Origin of the sequence: Yinghuangia aomiensis (genome assembly GCF_039542225.1) — a bacterium.
In the GTDB taxonomy this organism is placed as follows: Bacteria; Actinomycetota; Actinomycetes; order Streptomycetales; family Streptomycetaceae; genus Yinghuangia; species Yinghuangia aomiensis.
This window is the reverse complement of the sequence record NZ_BAABHS010000013.1, coordinates 75334-99494: the sequence shown is the minus strand read 5'-3', so window position 1 is coordinate 99494 and position 24161 is coordinate 75334. Positions and strand designations below refer to the sequence as shown.

Sequence of the window (24161 nt, the reverse complement as noted above, 5' to 3'; positions counted from 1 at the left end):
TCAGGACGGCACCGCCTGGCTCGCCGCCAGCCGGTCGTCCAGTTCGGCCACGAAACGCTCTCCGGACCACGGGGCCAGTGCCGCACGCACCGTGCGGACCCGGTCCACCGCGGTCGCGTAGCCCTGTCTCTCCACCAGGTCGAGCACTTGGTGCAGCAATGCGCACGCGTCCTCCGGATCCCGCGCCGCCACCGCCGCGGCCGCCAAGTCGGCCAGGGTGACCGCACGTTGCTTGTCCGAGTCGGGGTCGAGTCCGGCCAGGGTGCGGCGCAGCGTCGCCTTCGCGTGGTCGGGACGGCCCGCGGCCAGTTCCGCGGCACCGCGGAAGCCGTCCAGCCGCGGTCCGGAGAACCAGTCGAGCCATACGGGCGGCCCGGCCGCGGACCACGATCCGACCCCGGCGTCCGCGGGGTGCAGCGCACCCGCGGCCCGGTCCAGATACGGGAACGCGGCGCGCGGATTGCCCAGCCGCACTTCGGCTTCGGACGCCACCGCGTCCAGCCAGGCCCGCATCACGGGCCCGCCTTCGCCGCGGGACGCACGGGCCCGGGCCGCCGCCAAGCGGCCGCGGGCCTCCCCCGCCCGTCCTGACCAGGCCGGGGCGAACGCCATGTGCCCGAGCACCGCGGCGCCGAGCGCGCCGTCCTTCGCGGTGTCCGCGGCGGCGAGCGCGAGGTCTTGCCAGGCTCCGACCCGCTGCTCGCCGAGCTGCAGGTCGAAGAAGGCTATGCGGGAGACGAGCAGCGCCGATTCGGCGACGGAAGCGGCCACCCGGGCGTCCGCCCGGCGGGCCAGCAAAGCGGTGCCGGTGCGCACATGGCGCACGGCGTCGGGAAGCAGATGGGCGGGTTCGTTCGTCCAATACCGGGCGCGCAGCCGGGCAGTCGTGCCGGCGTACGCCACGGGATCGGCGTCCTCCTCCGCGCGGGCGTCGGCACGGCCGGGTGCGGCCGCGGACATCCCCGCGGCCACGCCGGCGGCACCGGCCAGGAAGCTACGTCGTTGCACCGCGTCCTCCACGCGCGTCGTGATGGTGGGCATGGTCCGGCCGCCCGGACGGCGCTGCCGTCCGTGAGGGATGCGGAGGGATGGATGCCGGTTCACGATGGTGGACGCCTACTTGCCGCTGCCGCTACGGATTCGGGGGCGGAAGGACCCAAGAGTCCTCCACGCGTCCTCCAGGAGTCCCCGCCCGCGACCTCGTCACCCTGGGTGCCTACCTGATTGCATCGTTGTCGGGACGGAAGACCGGACCGGAGCAGGACGGCCGAGGGACACCGAGGCGCCCGCCAGGTCCGCCACCGGACGTCGCCAGGACGACAGCACCACCGCACGGCAGAACGGAAACGCACCGCCGACGCCCGGACCGGATCCAGAGAGGACGCCTCCGTTGAACGCCGACGTGAATCGCACCCGGACGGCCGTGGTGCCGCAGGACATGATCCGCAACCCGCACGCACCGCGGCTGGTCGCGGCCGGCGAGACGTTCGACGTGATCGAGGTCGAGGACCGGCTCGGTTTCGAGGCGCTCGGCGCCCTCTACGCCCACCGGGTCGCGGTGGGCCCCGTGATCTCCGACCGCCGCTACCGGCGCATCGGGTTCCTGGTGCCTCCGGCATCGGCCGCCCCGGTGAGTCGGCAGCGGGCGGTCGGCCCGCGGCATCACGGGCGCGGCGCGTGGATCACCGTGCCGCCGTCGGACAGCGAGGACGGGCCGCTGGTGTGGCTGGTCCCGCCGAGTCCGGAAGGCCGGTTGACCGCGCTGCACCACGTGCGCGCCGCCATAGCCGAAGCCGCCCGCACGCTGGCGGATTCGCGGCCGCGGGCGTCCTGAACCGCTTTCCGCATCACCATTCCGGGCCGGCCTGATGGGCCGAAGCCCCCCATATACGTACCGGCCGGGGTTCCTGACTGAGCGGCTCCCCCTTGTCCGACTCGCCTCGGCCGGTACTGCTCTTATGTGCACCACCGTGCGAAATCCGGTGCCCCGATTGCGGGTGCCGGATTTCGCATGTCCGGCATCCGCAGCACCGGTCCGTTGTTGCTTTGTCCGGCACGCGTACGTGACCATGCCATTGGGCATGCCCACATCGTCACCACGGGGGTGAGACCGCGTCGGGAGGAATCCGTCATGCCGCCAGAACCGTCCAAGCCGCGCGTCCGGCCGGCCCGCCTGCTGTTCGAACCGGCCGTACTGGAACGCGAGAACGAGCGGTTCTTCGACCTCGACGACCTCACCGACCCGCAGGACATGCTGGACCGTGCGACGCAGCTCGCCGAGGCGTTCCGCGCGGCCGCCGACAAGGCCGTGGACTACCAGGCGATAGCGGTCGCCCGGCTCGCCGACCGGCGCCGGTTCGACCGGCTCGAAGCCGCGGAGATCGCGGAACGCACCGGCTGGAGCGAGGCGTACACGGTCAAGATGATCGAGTACGGCGACCGGCTGATCGCCAAGCGCGGCGAATAGCCCGCGGGCCCGTCCGGTTCACACCCGCACCCGGTTGCCTTCGAGCGTCGCGAGCACCGCGTGGTTCGCCTCCCAGCCGTCCGGGAACGACACCGGCAGCCCGAGGTGCACGGGTTCGGCGGACGGGTGGGCGTCCAGCAGTTCGGGGATTCCGGCACGCGCGACCACCAGGCACGCGTGCCGGTGCCGGGACGCGAGCACGCACAGCCGTCCGGTCTCCAGGTGGAACGCGGTGGCGTCGCGCCGCCCGGACAGCGGGTGCAGGAACACCGTGACGTCGAACTCCCGGCCCTGGAGCCGGTTCGCGGTGTCCACGACGATGTCCCCCGCACCGGGCACGTCCGCGGCGATGCGGCGCAGTGCCGCCTCCACCCGGGACCGCTGTTCGCGGTGGCTGACGCCGACCGCGATGCGGCCCGCGTCCAGCGGGTTCGTGCCACGTTCGGAGCGTGCGGTGCCGCGGCGGACCAGGACCCGGGCGGCGAGTTCGGCGACCGTGCGGACGGTTTCGTCGTCGGACGGCAGCGTGTAGCCGGACGGGAGTTCGAGCAGGCCCCAGCCCGAGCCGGCCGCGACGTCCACCACGTCGTCGTACGGGTCCCCGTGCCGGGCCGCGGCGAACTCCAGGGACCGCTCGTGCTTTTCCGTCCCGGACCGGAACGGCGTGAACGGGTAGAACGCCTCGGACACCAGCGGCGCCGCGGTCGCGGGCAGCCGCCACGACACGGGCAGGCGGTGCACCGGCAAGTCCGGGTTGTGCCGCCGGAGTACCGCGACCGCGCTCTGCGACGGGTCGTAGGTGAGGCCGTGCCACTGGGCGGCGTCGACCGTCGCGAACGGGTCGAGCTGGCCCGGGTCGCCCACGAACAGCGCCCGGTCGAACAGGCGCGCGACGAGCAGCAGCGCGTCCGAACGCATCTGGTACGCCTCGTCGACGATCGCCCACGCCCACCGCCGGTCGTCGACCAGCGCCCACTTCGCGGCGGTCGAGACGACGACCTCGCAGCCGTCGAGGTCGGCCGCCTTGCCCGCGATCCGCACGGGCAGCGCGGCGAGTTCCTCCCCCGGCCGGTAGTCCGCGGCGGACAGCCGGCCGAGCTGCAGTTCGGGATGGTCGGCGGCGAGGCGCAGCAGCAGGTCGTCGACCTGGTTGTTGGTCTGCGCGACGATCATCAGCGCGTCGCCGCGTCCGGCGATCTCCGCGGCGGCCTTGACGACCAGCGTGGATTTCCCGGCGCCGGGCGGCGAGTCGACGACGACGCCGCGGTGCCGGCCCGAGCCGAGGTCGGCGAGGACGGCGTCGGTGACGGCGGCGGCGGCCTTGGCGGGGGTCATGCCGGGCCTGATCCCGTCGGCCGGGCCGGGAGTCGGGGCGGGTGTGGTCAGCTCCACGGTTCCTCCGCGCCCGGGTCGTCGTCGTCCTCGGCGGCACCCTCGGGACGGCCGCCGTCCGGGTCGGGCGGGCCGCCGTGCGTCCACGGGGTCTCTTCGGGTTCCGGCCATTTCGGGCCGCCGCGGAAGCCGGGTGCGGCGGTCGTCCAGGTCAGAAGTTCACCCGTTTCGGGGACACTGCCTTCTTCCGGCGTCTTGCCGCGGCCCATGCCGCCGGTGAGTTCGAGGCGGACGTCGAGCGTGCCGCCCTGCGCGCTCTCCGCGACGGCGACGAGTTTGGCCTTGGCCTTCGGGCGCTCCACACACTCCAGTTCGGTGTCGAGCGTCATGAGCGGCTCGTCACTCGTACGGAGGACCAGCAGCGGCCGCGGTCGGGCCTGCTTCTTGCCGGGTTCGGTGACCATGCGGTCCGCTTCGACGGCGACGATGTCGCCGCGGAACGCCTGGCCGGCGAGCCGGGCTTCGGCCATCAGCAGCGGGTCGTCGCGCAGTTGTTCGGCTTCCAGGCGGGCCTGCGCGGTTTCCCGGCGGACCAGCTGCTGCGCGGCGGCGACCGCGCCCGGGGTGCGCGGCTGGGGGCGCGAGTCGGGCTTGGCGAGATCGGCGGAGAACAGGCTGTAGGACATGCGGTCGATCTCCCAGCGGCCGGCCACCGAGGCGCCGACCGGGAGTTCGCGCAGCAGTTCGAGGCCGCGCCACATGCGGTGCCAGGTCGGCATGAGTTCGCCGCCGAGCGCGTCGCGGATGCGTTCCTCGGCGCGGGCCCCGGCCCGCGGGTCGTCGGCGCGCTGCGCGTGGTCGTAGGCGGCGATCATCGGGGCGAGCCGCTCGTCGAACTTCGGGTCGGTCGCGGGCCCGGCAGGCGCGGCGCCTTCCGCCTCGCGGGCGGTCTCCGCGCCGGTGCGGCCCGGGTCCGGGTCGATCCAGCCCAGGAGCGCGGCGAGTTCGCCGTTCTCCAGGTCGCTCTGGCCGGTCGCCCAGGTGCGGGCGAGCAGGTCGGTCATGGCGAGGAGCAGCGACGAGCCGGGTGTGCGGGCGCGTTCGGCGAGGTAGGTGCACCAGCGGCCGAGGAGCGGGACGTCGGGGTCGACGGCGTATTCGCCGTCGGTGCGGCGGAACCGGGTGGAGCGGCCGAGGAGGCGCACGTACTCGATGCCGGCCGGGGACGGGACGACGATCTGCGGGGCGTCGACGGCGCGTTCGTACGGGTCGTCGTTCTTGCGTTCGATCGTCTCGGTCTTGGCGAGCCACTCGGTGAGGTACGGCAGCAGCACCGCGGCGAGGTCGGCCACGTGCCCGAACCGGCGGTCGCGGTCCCGCGGTTGGGGCACGATCAGCAGGTGCGGCGCGGCCGGATCGTCGCCGACCAGCGCGGCGAGCGGGGCGAACGCTTCGCCGGACATCGCGTACGGCACGAACACCACGGGCCGGTCGGACAGATGCCGGTGGCGGACGGTCGCGGCGGGCTGGGCGTATCCGGTGGCCGCGGCGCGCAGCCGGCCGAGGGCGGCGACGGCGCTCACCGGGCGGCCTCGAGGACTTCGCGCCGGAGTGCGGCCGCGCGCCGGAGCACGCGGGCGATTTCCTCTTCGCCGTGCGCCGGGGCGCACGCGCCGTCGGCCAGGTCGAGGGCGCGGCCGATGTCGTCGATGCCGCCGAGGACGCCGCGGATGCCCGTGCCGAGGGTGCCGACCAGGCCGCCGGAGCCGTGGCCGCCTTCGCAGGCGCGGGCTTCGGACCGGCAGAAGTAGGCGAGTTCGCAGGCGGAGAGGCAGTCGGGGACGTACGCGGCGGGCACCGAGCCGACGGCCTGCCGCACGGCCGCGGGTCCGGCGTCGCCCTGGTCCTCGGCGTCGACCGGGTCGAACGTCAGTCCGGCCGGCAGGTCGGCGAGCAGGTCGTCGATGCGGGCGAGGCGGGTGAGGCGCCGCCGGGTGACCGCGAGTTCCTTGCGGATGTCGAGGAGCGCGGCGGTCGGCTGGTTCGAGAAGTCCCGGGCGCAGACCAGGACGACGTCGGTGGACACCACGTCCCGGCCGAAGCCCAGGTCGGCGGCGAGGTCCTGCAGCGCCAGGACGTAGACCGCGGCCTGGCGGGCGGCGGAGGCCAGCTTGCCGGGGTCCGCGCCGCCGTCGAGCACCGAGAACGACTTGATCTCCACGACGTGCAGGCGGCCCGCGACGAGGCAGGCCATGGCGTCCGGCTCCAGGTAGGCGCGGGTGCCGGCGACGTCGAGCGGGAGGAGGGGGTGGTCGAGGATCGCACAGGTGTCCGAGCGCGCCTCGTCGAGGACGCGATGGAGGGCGCGGCGGGTGAGGGTGACGCGTTGTTCGCGGCCGAGGCGTTTGGGTTCGCGGGCGGCGGCGGTCGGCTCGGTCTCCGGGTCGGCTCCGGGCTCGGCTTCGGCTCCGGGTTCCGTTTCGGCTCCGGGTTCCGTTTCCGGTTCGGGGATTTCGCCGCCGAGTTCCTCGTACGCCCCCTCGGCGACCGCGGATTCCGGGACGCCGAGCGCCTCGTGCAGCAGGGCCCGGAGCTGGGCGCCGCCATCTGCTTTGACCTGGGCTTCGAACGCGTGTCCGCGGACGATCGCGAACGGCGACTGGCCGTACTGCACGGGATGGCCGAGCCGGGTCGCCAGCGCGGTCTTGTCTATTCCGGCCGCGTCCATGACGCCGCGCCGCGCACAGCCCGGGTTCGCGGCGAGCGCCGCGACCGTCCGCGCATTGTGGTTGCGCGCGGGCAGCGACCCGCGCAGCTGTCCCAGTCGAGAGTCGGTGGTGCCCATGGCGTGGTGTGCGGCTCCGTACCGTCGTCGTGGTTGCGCCGGCGTATCGGCTTAAATGCGATCGCCACAGTGTGGCCCATGCGTACGACAGGACGGGCCATCCGGGGTACGGCGCGTCCCGTGTGCCGCGCCGTATCCCGTTCGTCCGTCATTTTTCGCGCCGGGATTCCCGGAGTCGGACGTCGTGGACGTCGTGGACGTCGTGGATGGCATGGGTGCCGTGGATGCCGTGGCGTGCGGGTCCGGCGGTCATTCGAGGGCGCCCGGCTCGTCGCCGCCGAGGGCCGCGCTGCCGTTCTCACCCCGCCAGGCCTCCAGCTCCTGGTCCAGGCGCCGGATGCAGTGCGCGTTCTTGAACGGTTCCAACTGGGTGCGCACGTCCCACACCCGCGTCATGGCGGTGCGGTACCACTGGCGGGTGAGCGCGTCGAGCGCCCGGGACAGCATGCCGCTGGCTTCGTCGATGTCGCCGCTCATCGCGGCCACCCGGGCGAGGTCGGCGCAGGTCACCGCCTGCTGCTTGGCGGCGCTCGGCGGCAGGTCGCCGAGCGCGTCGGTCAGCGCGTCCCGGGCCGCGTCGAACCGGCCCGCCTCCAGCTCGGCGGCGCCGCGGAAGCCCCACAGCCGTGCCGAGTCGAAGAAGTCGAGCCAGGCCGGGACTTCGAGATCGTCTGGGTGGCACAGGATGTCTTCCGCGCGGTCGATGTAGTGCAGCGCGAGGTCCTTGTCGCCGATCAGCGACTCGATCTCCGCGTTGACCGCGCACAGCCAGGCACGCATCAGCGCGGGCGCCCCGGCGGCGTGCAGCGCGGCCGGGTTGTTGGCGCGCGCGATCATGGCGCGGGCGTCGCCGGCCCGGCCCGCCCACGCGGGCACGAAGGCCACATGGCCGAGCACCGCGTGCCGCAGCAGCGGCTCGCCGGCTTCCGTGGCCGCCTGCTCGGCGAGGCTGTAGTACTGCAGGGCGCGCTTCTTGTCACCGAGGTCGAAGAACGCTATCCGGCCCGCCAGCATCGCCGTCTCGGCGACCGACGCCGCCAGCACGCGGCGCGGCCGGGACGGACCGGGCGCGTCGAGCAGCGTGGTGCCCAGGTGCACGTGGCTTTCCACGGGCTGGAGGGTCATCTGCGCGGGGGCTACCCAGTACATCTGGCGGTAGGAGGCGGTGAGGCGCGCGTACTGGTCGGCCATCGGCGACCCGAGCCGGCCGCTGTGCGCGGGGCCCGGCACGACGGCCTCGATGTCGCGCGGATCGGCTACTTCGATGCGGCTGACGACACTGAGGAGGTCCGGAATACCGGACAGGCGTTCGACGGAGTGGGCGCCCGGGGCACTGGCGGCGGGGCGGCCGGGGAGGATCAGGCCGGAGGGGGTGGCGGGGATGGCAGGGGTGGCGGGGGTCGCGCCTGGCACACCTGCCGCGCCGGTCGTCCCGGCGAGGGGGGCGAGGGGGCCGCCGAGGCGCTGCGGCCTCTCCACGGGCTGCCGGGCGGCGCGCCGGGAACCGGGCACGAATCTTCCGCCGGACAACCGCGGCGTGGGCATCCCGGGCGTGGACTCGTCGAACCGGGGCTGCACTTGCCGCACCGGCTCGGGCATCAGCCCGGCGGCCAGGGACGCGGCGGTATCCGCGGGCCCGGGGGGAGGGACGGCGCGGGGTAAGACGAGGCCGTCGGGGGCGCGTGCGTCGGGCGTCCGCCCGTCGGGCATGCGGCCCTCGGGGATCCGCCGCTCGGTGCCGTCCCGGTGCCTGCCGACCCGGAAACCGCCGGGCCGAGGCGGCCCGAGCCGCGGCGTGTCGACGGCCCCGCCCAAGGGGGCGGAGCCGGAGGCGGAGGCAGGGGCCGGGCCCGGGGGCTGGGCGTAGCGGGGGTCGGGGGATCTGGGGTCGGCGTAGGGGTGGGGGTGGGGATAAGGATGCTGGTCGTGGCCGAGGGCGGGAGGCGCCTGGTCGTACCCGGCAGGACCGTAGGCGTCGTAACCACCGGGCAGGGTTTGGCCGTTGCCGCCGTTCGCGCCGCCATGCACGCCGCCGCCGGGGCCGCCGAAGCCGTGCAAGTCGTCCGTCGCGGCGTCCAGATCGGCCTGCCACGGCGGGATGAATCCCAGGTCGGTCAGCGGGCAGCCGAACAGCTCCTGGAGAACCTTCTGGTAATCGGGCGTGGGCCAGGGCGGATCGGCGCTTTCCCAGCGCCTTACCTGCCGTACCGAAACGGCCAGTCGCAGGCCGCACTCCAACGCCTTCTTCTCGAACGCGTCGGCCAGTTGCTGCTGCGACACCCAGCCATTGGCATGCCGCAACGCTTTCAGCCGCACGTTCCCCGACGACGAGGAGCCGCCACTCTGCCGTATGGCCATCGGCGTCCTCCCCAGAGATGCGCGGCCCCACGGTGTCGGACCGTCAAACTACCGTGATGTGAGAATGGCGGGCCGTGATCCTGACGGTACCCGTCGTGAGCTGCACGCGGGGACCACTTGACAGATGTCTTGAATCCGGCGTCCTCCCCGCGTCCTCGGAAACGTCCTCCCCCCGACCGCCCCTGGCCCCACCCCTCTCTCCGCCCCCACCGGACCACCTTTCTCCCGTTTACCCCGGAAGTGGGGCCAACCACCTTGATCGGGGTGAGGTGGGGGTGACTGATTGATGGGGATGAGGCGGGCGGCGCCGGCTACCGGATCGGGGCTCGGTGGGGTGGCAGCCCGATCGGAGGCGGGACAGGGCTCGGTGCCGGGGTCGGGCGGGCACGGAGACCGACGGCTTGCACGTCACGAAGCGCCCGATGTCGCAGGTCAGGAACCACGGCAAGCCCCGCTTCCCACCCTCCCCGGACGCCAAACCGTCGATTTCTTGATCGCCGCGAAGTCCTGCTACTGTCTACCCATCGCAGCAAGCGCCGCTAGCTCAGTTGGTTAGAGCAGCTGACTCTTAATCAGCGGGTCCGGGGTTCGAGTCCCTGGCGGCGCACTTCGCAGAGCGGTATCTGACCTGGGCGTTCTCGGTTCACCCGAGAGCGCCCTTGTCGTTTTGGATCTTGTGGTGGGAGCGCGTGTCCGATCATGACCGTCGGGCTTCATCGAATGTCCCGGGTCGTGGACGTCGGCACGGTCAGGGCGTATCCGGGTTGGCGCGGCAGCCGCTCTACGGCTCCCGCGACCTCGCCGCAGCCGCGATCATCCACCTGGAGACCGCGCCGCCGGACAACGTACGCACCGTGTATCCCGCGTGACCAGGAACAACGCTGCGAGCCCAGGTTCAGCAGCGCTCGTCGCCGTGGCGCCTGGTCGGGCGGGTAGTTGTGGCGTGCGAGGAGGCGCTTGATCGCGCCGCGGAGGCGGGCGCGTACGGGTTCACGAGCGATCCAGTCAGGCTTGAGCTTGCTGAGGACCTCGGCGCCCGGCTCCCGGGCGATCTCGGCCAAGACCTCGTCGCCCATCAGGGATCGCGCGGTGCCGTGGTCGGCGACGGCTTCGTGGAAGGCCGGCTCGCGCCAGTCGAGCGGTGGTTCGAACTTGCCTCCCGGCGGGCGTCGTCCATGACTTCCTTCGCCATCTCCACGAGATTGGCGATGAGTTCGGCGCTGGTGCAATGCTGGCCCATGTAGCGCACCATCCGGACCCTGGAGCCGCTCGCAGGCCCTGGAGCCGCTCGGAGAACGTCGTATGGCGGACGATGTTGTGACGCGTGACCTCGCGCACGTGTCAGCCGTCGCGTTGTCCATCACGCCGTGCACAGTCACAAAGTCCGCGTGCAGCTCGTCCACACCGTCGACGCGGACCTCGACTGTCCCGGGTGGTTGAAGGCCGGCGGCCGGACCCCACTGAAGAACCACGGCGTGACGGGCCCACGGGATTAGCGGCGACATATTGTACCGAATTCCGCACCTATAGCGTACACTTTTACGTACATGCACGCAGGGGTGGCTGGAACTCAGGGAGGCGCCGACGATGACGATCACCGGAAGCGAAGCGCGGCGAGACTTGTTCCCGCTGCTGAAGAAGGTGAATGACGATCACGCGCCGGTGCGGATCGCATCCAAGCAGGGGAACGCCGTCCTCATGGCCGAGTCCGACTACGAGGCGTGGATCGAGACCATGTACCTGCTCAGTAATCCGCGTACCGCTGCCGAGCTGATGGAGTCCGTCGGCGAACTGGAAGGCGGACGAGGCGCCGTTCATGACCTGATCGACCCCGATCCGGCGGAATGATGAAGGTCATGTTCGCCACCCGCGCGTGGGAGCAGTACGCGCAGTGGGCCTTGACCGACCGGCGGACCCTCAGGCGCATCAACAGCCTGATCGCGGACATCCAGCGCAACCCCGACGACGCCAACGGCATCGGAAAACCCGAGATGCTGAAAGGCGCACTCAAAGGCTGGTGCTCGCGGCGGATCACGGAAGAGCACCGCCTCGTGTACCGAGTGAACGGTGACGTGCTGGAGATCGCACGCGTCTATGGCCATTACACCGACCGCTGACCGATGCACCTCCCGTCAGCGGCCTTCTCAGCGGGTTGAAGTCCCCACGTCAGAGCATTGGGTGGATACGGCCCGGTCAGTGCCGGGTCTGCTGTTGTAGGTCGGTCGCGCACGGGCCAGTGGCCCGTCGGTCTCGGCAGAGTTGGGTACAGCAACGGGTGGCCTACGCTCGTTGGGTGGAATCGCGTACTTCGTTGAAGCAATGGCTGGCGCGGCTGTCCTCGGAGCGGTTGACGGCTCTGCTGGAGGAGCGGGCGCTGCCGCAGGCTGCCGGATACACGCGGCTCGCAACCTACGCCGAGTTGGCCGGCTTTCTGCTGACGGACCAGTCCGTGATGCTGGGTTTGTCTCGGGTGACGGCGGGCGACGTGGGGCTGCTGGCGGCGGTGGCGCTGCGGGCGTTGGAGGAGCACGGTCCGGTGCCGGGCGTGCGTCAGGCTGTACCCGCGTGGTCGACGGTGGCGCCCCGGTCGGTCGAGCCGTCCGAGCGATTGTTGTCCGAGCCGGAGTTGCTGGACCGCCTGGCTGGTGCCGGGCTGCCGCGGGGGCGGGTTGCCGAAGCCCTGAACGGGTTGCGCGAGCGGGCGCTGCTGCTGCCCGCGCCGAGTGGGCGGCTGGCGGTGCCGGGGCTGTTGCACGCGCACGCGGCGGAACTGGCGGGCTACGGCGCGCCCGTCGATGAGCTGCTGACTTCGGCGTTCAACGCGCCGGAGGTAAAGCGTGTCGCTGCGGGGCTCGGGTTGGGCGAGGTGCGGACCCGCGCGGATGCACAGCGCGGGATCGTGGCTGTGCTCTCCGACCAGCAGCATGTGCGCGGCATGGTGGCCGACGCGCCGCAGGACGCCTTGGACTTGTTGGAGCACTTGGTGCCGGGTCCACCGCTGTTGCGCACGCACTGCTTCGAGGTGATCGGCGGCCGGTACTACGGCCCGGGAGCGAAGTACACGTTCCGCGAGGGCGGTTCCGGCGACATGGGAACCGACTGGCTGGCCGCGCGGGGCATGGTCGTGCCCGTCGACCACGATCTGGTCGAGCTGCCGTACGAAGTGGCGCGCGCCTTGCGCGGCGACGACCCAGTCCTGCCGGTCGCCCTGGACCCTGAACCGCCGGGGCGCACGGCGACGTTGCCGCACGACGCCGACGAACACGGCGCCGCGGCGGCGGCTGCCGCTGCGTGGCGGGCGGAGTTGGTCCTGCGGGAGCTGGCCGCCCACCCGGTCGCGGTGCGCAAGGCGGGCGGCATCGCGGTGCGTGACACTCGTCGGTTGGCCAAGGCTGCCGGAGCTGGCGAGGAACACACCAGGTTGTGGCTGGACCTGGCGGTGAACGCCGGATTGGCCGCACTGCATGCGGACGCCCCGGAGTCGCCGTCGCGAACGCGGCGCGGCACCCGGGAGCCCGCGAAGCCCACGTCGGTGCGGCTCCTGCCCACCGAACGCTATGACGCCTGGGCAGCCGCGCCCCCTGCGGGCAAGTTGCTTGCACTGGTGGCCACGTGGGCGGTGGTCCCGGAGGTGTTCACGTATTGGCCGGACGACGCGGGCGAGACGCCGGTGGCGCTGATCAGCCCGCAGGACGGCTTCGCGGTTCCGCTCCGGCGCGGCATGCTGCGCGCCCTTGCGACCCTCCCCGAGGGGCGCGGTCTCGTGCCGGGGCCCGAGGCGCGGGCCGAACTTCTGGAGCATGCCGCGTGGTTCCAGCCGCTGCTGGGCACGTCGCTCCTGGGTGGCACGTCTGACGAATCCGGGGAGGAGTCGGAGTTCGTCGGGCGGCTTGCGGCGACGGTGGCGGAGGCGGAGCTCTTGGGGCTGGTGTCATACGGTGCCCTGACCGCGGCCGGCCGAGCGGTCTCCGCCTTGCTGGAGGCCGGAGCCGCCGACCACTTCCCCGCCGTCCCGGGCGCCGCCGCCGACCCGGAAGCGTCTGGCCTCGACGGGCTCGGTGTCGACGTTGCCCGCAGGCCCGCGCTAGCGCGCTCGGTCGCCGGGCTTCGTGACGCGTTGCGCATGTCGCTGCCCGCGCCGAGCACGACCGCTCGGTTCCAGTCCGACCTGACCGCCACCGTGACCGGCGCCCCCGCCCCAGAGCTTGCCGAACTGCTGTCTGCTGTCGGCGACATCGAGTCCGAAGGGCACGCCGTCGTCTGGCGGATCAGCCCGGCCTCGCTGCGTCGGGCCTACGATGCGGGCCACAGCGCGGACGAAGTCGGCGAACGCCTCGCCGCCGCGTCCGCGAACGGGCTCCCGCTGCCCCAACCGCTGACGTACACGATCAACGACACCGCCCGAACCCACGGGCAGCTGCGGGTGGTTCGCTCGGCCTGCTGCATCCGCTGCGACGACCCCACGCTGATCGCCGAGGTCACCGGCACCCGGGGACTGGCGAAGCTGGGCCTGCGGCGCATCGCCCCGACCGTGCTGATCTCGACCGCGCCGCCGGAGGAAACGCTCGCCGCGCTACGGGCGGTCGGCTACGCACCCACCCTGGAGGCCGAGACCGGCACGACCGTCCTGGAGCGCGTACCCGCGCAACGCGCCCCGCACCGCCTCCCGACGGTGGACCAGGCGCACCCACGGTACGGCGCGCCGACCAGGGGCGTTCCGTCCAGCGCCCGCGAACTCGCGGAGCAACTCACCGGAGGACGCTGAGACGAAAGGAGAACCGCTGACACGTCGTGCCCGCGATGGCGCGCCGGCGCGCGCAGGCGGCCGCGCCGTGGACGATCCGCTGCGCTTGGGCCCGGGCCGATTCCAGCGCGGCACCGTCCGGCCCTTACGAAGTGCGCGCCACCGGCAGATACCCCTGCTCGGCCAGCCACGCCCGGGCGCGGCCGCGGCAACGTTCCTCGGAGAACACGTGGAACCGCGCCGGCAGGTCGCCGCCCACATCGGCCGGCTCGTTGACGGTACCCGCAGGGGATCCAAATCGAGACCGTCGCCGACCGACGGAGGCCCATCCACGGCGGTGGTGGGAGCGTGGTGGGAGCCACCGTCCGGGACCGCCACGCGAGCGTACGGCGCTCCCCCACGCCGGCAGCGGACCATATCGGAACAAGACCCCCCGGACACACCCCAAACACGCGGCCAACTACACACCTGGAGCTGACTCTTAATCAGCGGGTCCGGGGTTCGAGTCCCTGGCGGCGCACTTCGCAAAGCGTTACCAGACAGGGCGTTCTCGGTCTTCCGAGGACGCCCTGGTCGTATTTGATCTTGCGGTCACGTTCCCTGGGCCGACCATCATAGGAACCGGCAACACGATCACCAGCGGACGCCGAGGCCGTTGAACTCCCGACGAGACGGGGAATCAACGCCACCAGTCCTCGCCCAGTGCGGGGCCCTTCTCTTGGCGGATCGAGCGGTCGGCCGTCGGCGGGCGCAGTGCAGGCAGGGAGCGGCCGGACTTCAGTGCCGCCGACCACCCGGCGTGCGGTGTGCGCAAGGCTTCGCCGGCGAGCCGCGGGTTGGCCAGCGCAATCATCTTCGCCTGCCGTGACGGTCCCGCGAGATGGGCCCGTGCGCGTTCCACCACGTCGCCGACAGCGAGTTCCCGCTTGCCGAGGACATGCACACGGACGTTGTTCACCGACTCGTGCAGCCGTCGGGCCAGGTCCCCGCTCCACGCCGGGGCCTCCGGCCGGGCTTGGCCGCTCCGCCTCAGCGTCTTGAGTTGGTTCAGGTGCCAAAGGTAGGCAGCGGCTTCGCGACCGAGGACGCGGCGCATACCTTCTCGTTCGTTCGCCGCCACAGCATGACGCTCGGCCCTTGGCACGGTGGCCAGGTGACCGTCCAGCAACAGCCGTACCTCGTCCGGGCGATAGACGAAATGGGCGTTCTGGATATGGGTCAGAACCGAGAATCCGAGGGGAGCGGGGATGACGCGATCCTCATCTATCGACCAGAGCCGGTCTCCGTCCCCCAGCACAAGATTGTGCGAGTGTCCGGACAACTGCGCGGGGGCCAGTCGGCCCTCGGCAAAGCCGGTCGCGCGCTCCCCCGGCGGTGGGACCAGCAACTCCAGTTCCCCCAAGCCGAACTGCCGGCACGCCTGTTGAAAGGATCCGTATTTCTCGGGCGTGTAGAGCCCGGTCCGATCCCGAACCGCCTTCGCATACTTGTCCCAGAATTCCGCAATGGACGAGGCGGCCGCCGGTCCGGGAGAGCCACCGGGATAAGCGCTGAGCGGGACAGCATCGAACTGCGCCGCAATGTGCGGGAACTGCTCGACCACCAGCGCCCGTAATCGAGGATCGGCGGCGCAGTCGAGCATGGCAAGCGTCGGAGCCAGGGCACCGTCGCGCATAACTGCCGTCTGGATGGTTGTCGGCGCGTGCGGGGTCCCCGCCCACAGGATTCCCGGCGTTCGTTCGACATTGTCCGCAATCAGGACCTGGTTGATGCGGGAGGTCCCGACGACGGGGTCCATCCTCAGGAGGCGATGAGGTGCCTGGAGCGCTTTCGCGTTGGCCAGTGGGGTCGGCTCTCGGACCACGGCAACCCCGTGGCGCCGGGTCTCGACCACCGTAACCCGGTTGTGGTTTCCGAGCCCGCCTGATCCGAGACGCCGGGCCTGCTCGAGTACTTCGGAGGCCTCGGCGGGTGTCATACGCTCGACCTGCACCCGGCTGTCCCCGTTTCCTTGGGCGGAAGTCCCTGGCGCGCGACTCGCGTGAGCGTACTACGTCCGCACCGACGGTCAGGGCATCCCGCTCGCAGTTTCGTCGACCGGCGGCAACCGGGACGACGTCACCCGACAGCTGCCGCCGCTCGACGAAGCACCCCGCGTCCGCAACGGCGGACCGGGCCGGCCACGCAGCCGACCCGGCGACCTGTCGGCCGACGCGCCTACTACCACGACAAGTACCGCCGCCTCCTCCGCAAACACGGCATCCCCCATGCGACGACATCCGCCGTTGCGTTCAGGTCAGGCGGTGGCGTACGTCCAGTCACCGCAGTTGTAGCGGGCTCCGCTCGGGCCGTTCTGGGCGCACACACTGAACCGGATCTTGCGGTCTTCGGCGAACTCGTAGTCGAAGGGCTGCGTCTTGCCGGCGCCGCCACCGAAATAGCGATTGTCGTACCGGTAGTAGCCGGTGCTGCTGTAGAAGTCGATGCGAAGCGCCACGCCATCGCCGTCGGCGACATCGTCGTGGAGCTCAAATCGTTCGCCGTAGCTGAAGAAGTACGCCATGCCCTGCGGCCAGATGTACCCGCCCGGGGCGGCATCCGCCGAGTACACATCGTGATCTGCGGCAGACGCAGACGAAGCACATATGGCAGTGCCGGCGACCAGTGCCATAGTCGTGGCGGCCGTGGCGGCAGCCCGCTTGAATGAGGTGCGCATAAGGGGACTCCCTGTCGTACATGAGGGACAGGCCGCGAATTATTGACCCGCATGCGAGGCGGAAATATCCAATCTGCGCGGAGGTGGATCAAGAAGAGTATCCGGCAGGATGTTGTATTTGTGGCCATTTGGCTGCCTTCAGCGGTATTTGGTCGACGATGCCTCCCGCTACGTGAGGGGAGGCGAGCCTCGGCCGAATACAATTCCGGACGGCAGCGTGAACGCGCCCCCGCAGGCAGCTCAGTGTTGCGGCAGCGACCTGGCTGACGGTCATGCGGAGCACACCACCACGGAGAGCGCTGTCGCGACAACAGGGGCAGACCGAAGACGCAGTGGAGATCGCATCCGGCGGCGCGGCCACTCGGGCTCGTGAATGTGCGCGAACCGCTGCCCAAAGCCTTTCGACTGCCCGGCGTCGGCGATGGCGGTCGTGTCGGGCACACGGGTGGCGGCACTCAAGTCTCTTACTGTGAAGGGGTTTTGTAGCCGAAGGGGCGGGCTCGCCAGTCTCGGAGGGTGTACTTGGCGACGCAGGTGTCCCGGAGCGCCCGTTCGTGGTGCGTCACGTCGCGTCGGCAGTGGCGGCGTGGAGAGGAGAGGCCCGGAGCGGCGGACCATGCAAGGGGGCATGCTCCGCAGCGGCGATTCTCGAACCGTCTTGCGTCGCGTGGGCGGGCATCCGCAGCTCACGACAGGAACAGAAAGCGTGATCCACCGCATCCACCGCATCCGTCGGTCCGGTGAGGCGGCGCGCCGGAAGGTCTGGTCTGCGACAAACGGCGCTCGGGCCAGGCGGAACAGATCGTCCGAGCCGTCGGGAACGGTCCCTGGCCTTCGGTATGCGGCCGCTGCCGCTAAGGGGAATCGCCGGTGTCGGTCGGCTGGGCCTGCTGGTAAAGCGCCACCAGCACCCCATGCACCGGCTGGTCCCCCGCACCCTCCTCCGCCTCGTCGACCAACTTGGTGAGGGTGTCGCCGAGTTCCTTCGCCTGGGCCGGGGTGAGGCGTAGGTGGCGCAGGGTCAGGGTTTCGGCGGGTGAGCGGTCCAGTTCGTGGGCGAATGCGGCGAGCATGGCGGTGGTGCCTGCCGCCTGGGGTTCGGCGACGAGCATGCGGCGGGCGGTGCGTTGGTAGTACTGCTCGGTGCCGCCGCGGACTTGGCGGGTCTCGGCGATGTGGACCAGCCCGGCTTCGCGCAGCACTTTGAGGTGGTGGGCGACGTTGCCCTTCTTGGCGTCGAGCTGTGCCGCGAGGCGGCTGGTGGTGGCGGGCTGTTGGCCGAGGGCGAAGAGCAGCCGCTGGCGCAACGGGTGGGCGAGCGCCGCGAACTGTTCGGGCGCACCGATCTCCAGGACGTCCTCGGGAGGCGGCGGGTAGGACGGCTGAGCAGGCATACGGAAAGTGTCTGGACTTCTTGACGCTTTCGCAAGGGCGATGCTCTACTCCCGGCCATGACAATTGCCGCGAAGGTCCTGCCTGCCTCGATCATCGACGAGACTGCCCGGCTCGTGACCGAGCACTACGTCTTCCCCGAGACCGCCGAGCAACTCGCCGAGCTTCTGCGACGACGGCTCGACGACGGTGCGTACGACGTCGACAGCGCCGAGGCACTCGCAGGCCTGGTCACCACGGACCTGCAGTCCCTCAACGGCGACCGGCACCTGCGACTGAAGCACCACGCCGAACCGGTCCCCGCAGAGCAAGGGGCGGCGACTTTGGCGTCGATACGCCGGGACTTCGACACCTCGCTGGGCGGCGCGCCCCGGGTGGAGCTGCTCGACGGCGGGGTCGCCGTCGTGGAAATGGCGCCGATGCTGTTTCCGCTGGACTGGGCCGCCGAGCCGTTGGGCGCCGCGCTCACCCTCGCCGCCCGCGCCCAAGCACTGATCGTCGACCTGCGCGCCAACCGCGGCGGCGACCCGGACACGGTGGCCTTCGTCTGCAGCCACCTCCTGGACAAGCGCACCCACCTCAACACCATGTACTGGCGCGACGGTGAGCGCAGCGAGCAGTCCTGGAGCCAGCCGCACGTCCCCGGCACCCGCTTCGGCGGCAGCAAGCCCCTGTACGTGCTGACCAGCGGCACCACCTTCTCGGCCGCCGAAGAACTGGCGTACGACCTCCAGCAACTCGGCCGCGCCGTCGTCGTCGGCGAACGCACCCGCGGCGGCGCCCACCCCTGCCAGGGCTGGACCGTCCATCCCCACCTGGAAGCCACCGTCCCGGTCGGCCGTGCCGTCAACCCCGTCTCCGGCACGAACTGGGAGGGCACGGGCGTCGAACCGGATGAGCCGTGCGCGGCGGCGGACGCTCTCGAGCGGGCGCGTCGGCTGGCGTTGGGGCGGCCGGCGGGCTGACTTGAGGATCCTGCCGTAAGCCGGACCGACCGTGTGCCGCCGACGGGGCGTCGGACTCGTGCCGCGCTCGCCCACGGGGGGCGGGCAAGCGCGGCGCACAGGGATGCATGCCGGTGGAGTCGGCGGGTTCACCGGTGAGTCGCCCCGCTGGTGGAGCGATCAGGCAGTCAGGCGCTCGGCGTTCCGGACGGCCCAGTCCTCGTACGTGACCGGCGGCCTGCCCGTCACGCGTTCGACCGTGGTGTGGACCGGGGACTCGTCGATCAGGTTGTCGACGTAGAAGCCGAAGTAGGCGTCGACGCGTTCACGGGGGAGGCGGGATTCCATTTCGGTGCGGGCTTCGTCGTTGGGGACCGGGGCGAAGCGGAGGTTGCGGTCGAGGACGCGGGCGAGGATGGCGACCTGCTCCTCGGGGAGGAGGGCGTCAGGGCCGGTGAGTTCGTGGATCGCGCCGTGGTGGAGGTCGGGGTTGCGGAGGGCTTCCGCGGCGACGGCGGCGATGTCCTGGGGGTCGATGAACGCGGTGCGGCGCCAGGAGAAGGGGACGCGGACGACGTCGCCGGCGGCGAGTTGGGGGAGCCAGCGCAGCGAGTTGGACATGAAGGCGCGGGGGCGCAGGAACGTCCAGGTCATGCCGGACTCGCGGATGGCGCGTTCGCTGAGGGTCATGTAGCGGGAAATGGCGTTGTCCATGCGCTGGATGCCCGCGGAGCCGCCGGTCATGAGGACGACGTGCTCGACGCCTTGGGCGCGCATCGTGGCCGCAAGGGCCGGCATGTCGTCGTAGCCGGCGAGGGTGAAGACCCGGGTGACGCCTTCGAACGCGCCGTCGAGGGTGTCGGGTTTGTTGAGGTCGGCCACGATGTGCCGCTCGTGGAGCGGGTGTTCGGTGCGTTCGTGGTTGCGGGTCAGAGTTCTGATGCGGTGCCCGGCTGCGGTGAGTTGATCGGCCAGGGCCGATCCGACATTGCCCGTCGCCCCGGCCACAAGTATCACGGAGGCTCCTTCGCCCTCGGAAACAGGAACGGAGTGACGCAGGTTCACCCCACATTCACTCCGCGGCCATCGTCACCCAGGGATCGCGGCAGGCATATGGCACCGCGTGATTCGGATAGTCGAACGGAGGGTGCGGAGCAAGGCGTTACGGGAGGGATGAGAGTGAGGAGAGAGGTGGGAGAGGCGCGGTTCCCTGGGGTGGAGCGGGAGGCGAGGAGGGCGGGACCGCGCCACGCAGAGTGTGGCGGCGCGCGTCCCCCAAGGAGCGTGGCGCGCCGCCCGAGGAGCATGGCGCGGCCCTCCCTGGGGCGCGGCGCGGCCCGCTCAAGGAACGTGGCACTCCGGGCAAAGCGGCGCGCAGCGCAGCAGGGGCGGGGCCACGCCATACAGGCCGGGCATCTGCCGCGCTGCCCGGCCAAACCACCCTCCGGCAAGCACCCGTTCCGCCCACCTCACCCCTCGAACCACCCCGCTCTCACGCCCGATAAGGCGGCGTAATCCCCCAGTCCCACTTCGGCATGGGTGTCTCCGGCAGCGGGGGCGGGTTGTCCCCTGCGTAGATCAGGGCCATGCGGGTGCCCCATTCCAGGTAGTAGCTGAAGACGCCGCGGAATTCGGGGTCGTTGGGGAGGCCTACCTCGTCGGCGGTGTCCTGGAGGAGGGAGACCCAGCGGCGGCGCTGGGTTTCGGTGAGGTGGCGGCCGAGGTGGCGGGAGGCCATGTGGCGGTGGCCGCCGTGTTCGGTGCTGTAGACCGCGGGGCCGCCGAAGACTTCGCCGATCCAGGCGGCGACGTGCTGGGCGTGGTGCGGGTCCATGCCGGCGAAGACAGGGGCGAGGACCTCGTCGTCGGCGACGTGTTCGTAGAAGCGGGTGAAGAGGCGGTCGAGGGCTTCGGCGCCGCCTGCCCAGGCGTACAGGGTGGGGTTGGCGCCGCCGGTGCCGGTGACTTCGGTCACGGTGTCGTAGTGCCGCATTTCCTGGATGGCGTGGAAGTAGGGCTTGATCTCGGCGAAGAAGGCCGGGAAGTGCTCGCCCTTCCGGAAGCCTTCGAGGTGGTCCGGTGTGGAGGTCCAGCGGATGCGCAGGATGTACGACGCGGAGTCCTCCTGACAGCGTGTCAGTTCGTAGTCCGCGCACTCCGGCGCGGCGCGGAGCGATGCGGCGGCGCGGGCGTAGGCGGCCTCGAAATCCGCCTGCTGTTCGGCCGGAATGGCGTAGCGGATGTACTCGACGATCATGTGTCTGCGTCCTTGGAAGTGTCGACGGACGGTGGACGAGCCATGCTGTGCGGACGTGCCGCGGCCGGGCCAACGATGCGGGGACCGGCGGAGATTCCCCGCTTCGCCGTCGGCGTACACGCGGGCCCGATCACGCGGGATCCGGCCGTGAAAGCGAGGCTCGCAGCACCGGTCGGAATCGGTCGATCCGCGAACGCATCATGTCGGGTACCTCCGGAAAACGCCCGCTTCACGTAGGGTTCCGGGACTCTGACTCCGCGTCATGCGCGTGATTAGGATGTTGGCGCTTGCTGTCCGCTCGCCATCGCTCCACCGAGCGTGGTGTATCCGAGGAAACGATGACCGATAGCGTCCCGCCCGCGGTGTTCTGGTGTCTTGCCGCGGTCACCGTCGCCCTGGCCGCCGTCCTCGTGCGCATGCTCCTCGCCGGCTCGGTCCGGCGGCACCGCATCGCGGCGCTGGAGTCCGCCGTCGAGGCGCGCGACACGACCCTGCGCGATCTCGTCGAGGCGCGGCTGCCGTTGTACGAGGCCCGCCAGACCCCGCCGCCCGCGCCGCGGCACCCGGTGCTGGAAGGCACGTCGTTCGCACTCAGCCTGCACTTGGTCGAGGAGCGCTTCGCGGGGACCGTGTCGCGCGCGCAGACACGTGCCGACCAGTCGGCCAAGTCCGCGCTCAAGGGCGCCATGCGGGCGCTCCAGGGCCTCGCCAACGAGCAGCAGCTGTCGATCAGCGAGATGCAGGAGCGGCACGACCACCCCGAAGTGCTGCACGACCTGCTGCAGATCGACCACACCAACGCCCAGTTCGGCCGCCGCGCGCAGGCCATCGCGGTGCTGTGCGGGTCGTGGCCGGGCCGGCAGCGCGCCGCGTCGCCGCTGCTGGACGTGGCGCGCGGGGCGACGTCGCGGATCCGCGACTACCGCCGGGTGCGGGTGCACGCGCAGATGGAGATCGCGGTGGTGTCCCGGGCGGTGGAGCCGGTCGTGCTGGCCGTCGCCGAACTGCTGGACAACGCGGCGCGGCACTCGCAGCCGAACACGTTCGTCGAGGTGTCCATCCAGCCCGCGCACAACGGCGCGTGCGTGGTCATCGACGACGCGGGCGTGGGCATGGACGAGCAGGAGGTCGCGCACGCGGTGCGGCTGCTCGACGGCCAGAGCGGTGTGGACGTCAACCGGCTGGGCGACCCGCCGCAGTTCGGGTTCGCGGTGGTCGGCGTGCTGGCCGAGCGGTACGGGTTCCGCGTCTCGGTCGACACGCGGTCGCCGTACGGCGGTGTCCGCGCCGTGGTGTTCCTGCCCGGCGCGCTGCTGACCTCCGTCGAGCCGGAAGCCCCGGTGGCCTACCGGCAGTCCGCCGAGCCGCCCGCGGCACCGCCGCGGCACCGGGCGCCGGCCGCTCCCGCGGCCCCCCGCGACACCCCGGAGGGCACCGACGTGATCGGCTCCACCCCGGCCGGCCTCCCCAAGCGCCGTCGTCGCGAGCCGGCCGCCGGAACCGCCGCGGCCGCCGCGCCGCAGCAGGGCGCCGCGGTTCCCGAGCAGCCGGCACCCGGCACCGAGCCCGGTACCACCCGCTCGGTCCACGAAACGGCGTCGCGCATGGGCGCGTTCGCCCGGGGCACGCGTTCCGGGCGGGCCGCCGCCGAGCAAGACGGAGAGGGGATCGGACAGCAATGAACGAGCACGGCGAGAACGACCTGGGCTGGATGCTGGACGAGTCGTTGAAGGTTCCCGGCGCACGGCACGCGATCCTGCTGTCCGCCGACGGCATGCTCCGGGCGCATTCCCGGGGCATCGACCGCGACGAGGCGGACCGCCAGGCTGCCGCGCTGTCCGGGCTCCAGTCGATCAGCCGGAGCACGGCGGAGTTCGCCGGGCGGGTCGAGACGCCGTGGCGGCAGACGCTCGTCGAGTTCGACGGCGGCTACGTCTTCCTGGTGGCCGCCGGACCGGGCGCCTACCTCGCGGTCTCGGCCTCGGAACACGTCGACATGGAGGCCGTCACGTACGCGATGCAGAAGCTCGTGGACCGGCTCGGCAAGGAACTCAGCGCGCCCTTGCGGCAGAACACGGGCACCTTCCGATGAACCCCCCGCCCGAGCCGGGCCGGCCCGGCCGCGGCAAAGGGCTGGTACGGCCGTACGTGGTCACCGGCGGCCGCGCCCACCCCACGCGCAACACCTTCGACCTGGTCACCCTGGTCTACGCGCCGCACGACCGCCCGACCGCCGGGCTCGGTCCCGAGCAGCGCCGGCTCGTCGAGCTGTGCCGTCCCGGCTCGCTGTCGGTCGCCGAAGTGGCGGGCCACCTGGGCCTGCCGGTCAGTGTCGTCAAGGTGCTGCTGGCCGACCTGGTCGACTCCGGGCACATTCTCACCCGTGCTCCCATCCCCGCGGCCGAGCTTCCCGAGGCCCAGTTGCTTCAGGAGGTGCTGGATGGACTCCGCGCTCGTCTCTGAGCCCGCGGCGTATCTGCGGCCGACGGTTCGCATATCCGTGAAGCTGCTGGTGGTCGGCCACTTCGCGGTCGGCAAGACGACCTTCGTGGGCACGCTGTCGGAGATCCGGCCGCTGCACACCGAGGAGAAGATGACGCAGGCCGGTGCGCTCGTCGACGACTTGAGCGGAGTGCCGGAAAAGACCACGACGACCGTGGCGATGGACTTCGGCCGGCTGACGCTGAACGACCAGCTCGTTCTCTACCTGTTCGGCGCGCCTGGACAGCAGCGGTTCACCCGGCTGTGGCAGGACATGACGCAAGGCGCCCTCGGCGCCCTCGTGTTGGCCGACACCCGGCGGCTCGACCAGTCGTTCGAGGTCATGGGCCTGCTGGAAGAGCACGGGCTCCCCTACGCCGTCGCGGTCAACCACTTCCCCGACGCGCCGTTCTACTCGGACGCGGACATCCGCGAAGCGCTCGACCTGCTGCCCGAGACACCGCTGGTGACCTGCGACGCGCGCGACGCCCGGTCGTCCACCCAGGCGCTCATCGCGCTCGTCGAGTACTTGCAGCGCCGCCCCCGCTGACCGTCCCCGTCGGCACCCGCACTTCCCCAGCACCTCCCGGACCTCCCCGGATCTCCCCCGCCCGTCGTCCCGCCG

The 24161-nt window shown here is 71.5% G+C and carries 21 protein-coding genes, 2 tRNA genes and 1 pseudogene; 12 read left to right on the top strand and 12 right to left on the bottom strand.

All coding sequences use genetic code 11. The features are described 5' to 3' along the window. Positions 1-1104, bottom strand: a complete 1104-nt coding sequence (locus ABEA93_RS19330) for an NsdA family TPR-like regulatory protein (protein ID WP_486394479.1) — start codon at positions 1102-1104, stop codon at positions 1-3. Positions 1105-1390: 286 nt separating this feature from the next. Here ABEA93_RS19330 and ABEA93_RS19325 point away from each other — a divergent pair, with 286 nt between their 5' ends. Both ABEA93_RS19325 and ABEA93_RS19320 read left to right on the top strand, forming a co-directional pair. Further along, positions 1391-1834, top strand: coding sequence for a hypothetical protein (locus ABEA93_RS19325; RefSeq protein ID WP_345676862.1), 444 nt, complete (start codon positions 1391-1393; stop codon positions 1832-1834). Between the two features lie 297 nt (positions 1835-2131). Continuing rightward, a complete protein-coding gene (locus ABEA93_RS19320; protein WP_345676861.1) occupies positions 2132-2467 on the top strand; it encodes a hypothetical protein in 336 nt (111 codons plus the stop codon). 18 nt (positions 2468-2485) lie between these two features. On the opposite strand, the gene ABEA93_RS19315 is transcribed toward ABEA93_RS19320, so the two are convergent. From ABEA93_RS19315 to ABEA93_RS19300, 4 genes are all read right to left on the bottom strand, one after another. After that, positions 2486-3802, bottom strand: coding sequence for a DEAD/DEAH box helicase family protein (locus tag ABEA93_RS19315; protein WP_345676996.1), 1317 nt, complete (start codon positions 3800-3802; stop codon positions 2486-2488). A gap of 47 nt (positions 3803-3849) precedes the next feature. Then, entirely contained in the window at positions 3850-5382 is a 1533-nt protein-coding gene (locus tag ABEA93_RS19310) for a hypothetical protein (RefSeq protein WP_345676860.1), read from the bottom strand. After that, positions 5379-6644, bottom strand: coding sequence for a hypothetical protein (locus ABEA93_RS19305; protein ID WP_345676859.1), 1266 nt, complete (start codon positions 6642-6644; stop codon positions 5379-5381). Before ABEA93_RS19305 ends, ABEA93_RS19310 begins: the two co-directional genes overlap by 4 nt. A gap of 249 nt (positions 6645-6893) precedes the next feature. Beyond that, the gene (locus ABEA93_RS19300; protein WP_345676858.1) at positions 6894-9002 is read right to left on the bottom strand and encodes an NsdA family TPR-like regulatory protein; all 2109 of its coding nucleotides are present in this window, start codon (positions 9000-9002) and stop codon (positions 6894-6896) included. A 533-nt stretch (positions 9003-9535) separates the two neighbouring features. On the opposite strand from ABEA93_RS19300, the gene ABEA93_RS19295 reads away from it, so the two are divergent. Then, positions 9536-9609, top strand: a tRNA-Lys gene (locus ABEA93_RS19295). Positions 9610-9976: 367 nt separating this feature from the next. Here ABEA93_RS19295 and ABEA93_RS19290 read toward each other — a convergent pair. Together ABEA93_RS19290 and ABEA93_RS19285 are read right to left on the bottom strand one after the other, a co-directional pair. Then, positions 9977-10081 (bottom strand): annotated as a pseudogene (locus ABEA93_RS19290) (hypothetical protein); the annotation flags it as partial. Next, positions 10078-10254 (bottom strand): hypothetical protein, encoded by a 177-nt coding sequence (locus tag ABEA93_RS19285; protein WP_345677003.1) that lies wholly within the window; start codon positions 10252-10254, stop codon positions 10078-10080. The pseudogene ABEA93_RS19290 and the gene ABEA93_RS19285, both read right to left, overlap by 4 nt. Before the next feature lie 335 nt (positions 10255-10589). Between ABEA93_RS19285 and ABEA93_RS19280 the strand changes: the two genes are divergently transcribed. The 4 genes from ABEA93_RS19280 (at position 10590) to ABEA93_RS19265 (ending at position 14266) form a co-directional block, all read left to right on the top strand. Next, a complete protein-coding gene (locus ABEA93_RS19280) occupies positions 10590-10850 on the top strand; it encodes a type II toxin-antitoxin system Phd/YefM family antitoxin (protein WP_345676857.1) in 261 nt (86 codons plus the stop codon). After that, complete coding sequence (locus ABEA93_RS19275) at positions 10850-11119, top strand: Txe/YoeB family addiction module toxin (protein ID WP_345676995.1); 270 nt, start codon at positions 10850-10852, stop codon at positions 11117-11119. The genes ABEA93_RS19280 and ABEA93_RS19275 overlap by 1 nt, the downstream gene beginning before the upstream one ends. 176 nt (positions 11120-11295) lie before the next feature. Continuing rightward, a complete protein-coding gene (locus tag ABEA93_RS19270) occupies positions 11296-13767 on the top strand; it encodes a helicase-associated domain-containing protein (protein WP_345676856.1) in 2472 nt (823 codons plus the stop codon). A gap of 431 nt (positions 13768-14198) precedes the next feature. Next, a tRNA-Lys gene (locus tag ABEA93_RS19265) sits at positions 14199-14266 on the top strand. Between the two features lie 159 nt (positions 14267-14425). On the opposite strand, the gene ABEA93_RS19260 is transcribed toward ABEA93_RS19265, so the two are convergent. From ABEA93_RS19260 to ABEA93_RS19250, 3 genes are all read right to left on the bottom strand, one after another. Beyond that, positions 14426-15544, bottom strand: coding sequence for a hypothetical protein (locus ABEA93_RS19260; RefSeq protein ID WP_345676855.1), 1119 nt, complete (start codon positions 15542-15544; stop codon positions 14426-14428). Between the two features lie 498 nt (positions 15545-16042). Continuing rightward, positions 16043-16462: a hypothetical protein gene (locus tag ABEA93_RS19255; RefSeq protein ID WP_345676854.1), complete on the bottom strand. Its 420-nt coding sequence runs from the start codon at positions 16460-16462 to the stop codon at positions 16043-16045. A gap of 854 nt (positions 16463-17316) precedes the next feature. Then, positions 17317-17856 (bottom strand): ArsR/SmtB family transcription factor, encoded by a 540-nt coding sequence (locus tag ABEA93_RS19250; RefSeq protein WP_345676853.1) that lies wholly within the window; start codon positions 17854-17856, stop codon positions 17317-17319. Positions 17857-17913: 57 nt separating this feature from the next. Here ABEA93_RS19250 and ABEA93_RS19245 point away from each other — a divergent pair, with 57 nt between their 5' ends. Next, a complete protein-coding gene (locus ABEA93_RS19245; RefSeq protein ID WP_345676852.1) occupies positions 17914-18819 on the top strand; it encodes a S41 family peptidase in 906 nt (301 codons plus the stop codon). 159 nt (positions 18820-18978) lie between these two features. On the opposite strand, the gene ABEA93_RS19240 is transcribed toward ABEA93_RS19245, so the two are convergent. Together ABEA93_RS19240 and ABEA93_RS19235 are read right to left on the bottom strand one after the other, a co-directional pair. Continuing rightward, positions 18979-19815, bottom strand: coding sequence for an SDR family oxidoreductase (locus ABEA93_RS19240; protein ID WP_345676851.1), 837 nt, complete (start codon positions 19813-19815; stop codon positions 18979-18981). Positions 19816-20290: 475 nt separating this feature from the next. Beyond that, a complete protein-coding gene (locus ABEA93_RS19235) occupies positions 20291-21055 on the bottom strand; it encodes a group II truncated hemoglobin (RefSeq protein ID WP_345676850.1) in 765 nt (254 codons plus the stop codon). A 338-nt stretch (positions 21056-21393) separates the two neighbouring features. On the opposite strand from ABEA93_RS19235, the gene ABEA93_RS19230 reads away from it, so the two are divergent. From ABEA93_RS19230 to ABEA93_RS19215, 4 genes are read left to right on the top strand one after another with little or no spacing between them, the layout of a single operon-like run. Continuing rightward, positions 21394-22737, top strand: coding sequence for an ATP-binding protein (locus tag ABEA93_RS19230; RefSeq protein WP_345676849.1), 1344 nt, complete (start codon positions 21394-21396; stop codon positions 22735-22737). After that, a complete protein-coding gene (locus ABEA93_RS19225; protein WP_345676848.1) occupies positions 22734-23147 on the top strand; it encodes a roadblock/LC7 domain-containing protein in 414 nt (137 codons plus the stop codon). The genes ABEA93_RS19230 and ABEA93_RS19225 overlap by 4 nt, the downstream gene beginning before the upstream one ends. After that, positions 23144-23518, top strand: a complete 375-nt coding sequence (locus ABEA93_RS19220; protein ID WP_345676847.1) for a DUF742 domain-containing protein — start codon at positions 23144-23146, stop codon at positions 23516-23518. Before ABEA93_RS19225 ends, ABEA93_RS19220 begins: the two co-directional genes overlap by 4 nt. Further along, on the top strand, positions 23496-24086 hold the full coding sequence (locus ABEA93_RS19215; RefSeq protein ID WP_345676846.1) for a GTP-binding protein: 591 nt from the start codon (positions 23496-23498) through the stop codon (positions 24084-24086). Before ABEA93_RS19220 ends, ABEA93_RS19215 begins: the two co-directional genes overlap by 23 nt. Positions 24087-24161: the final 75 nt, after the last annotated feature.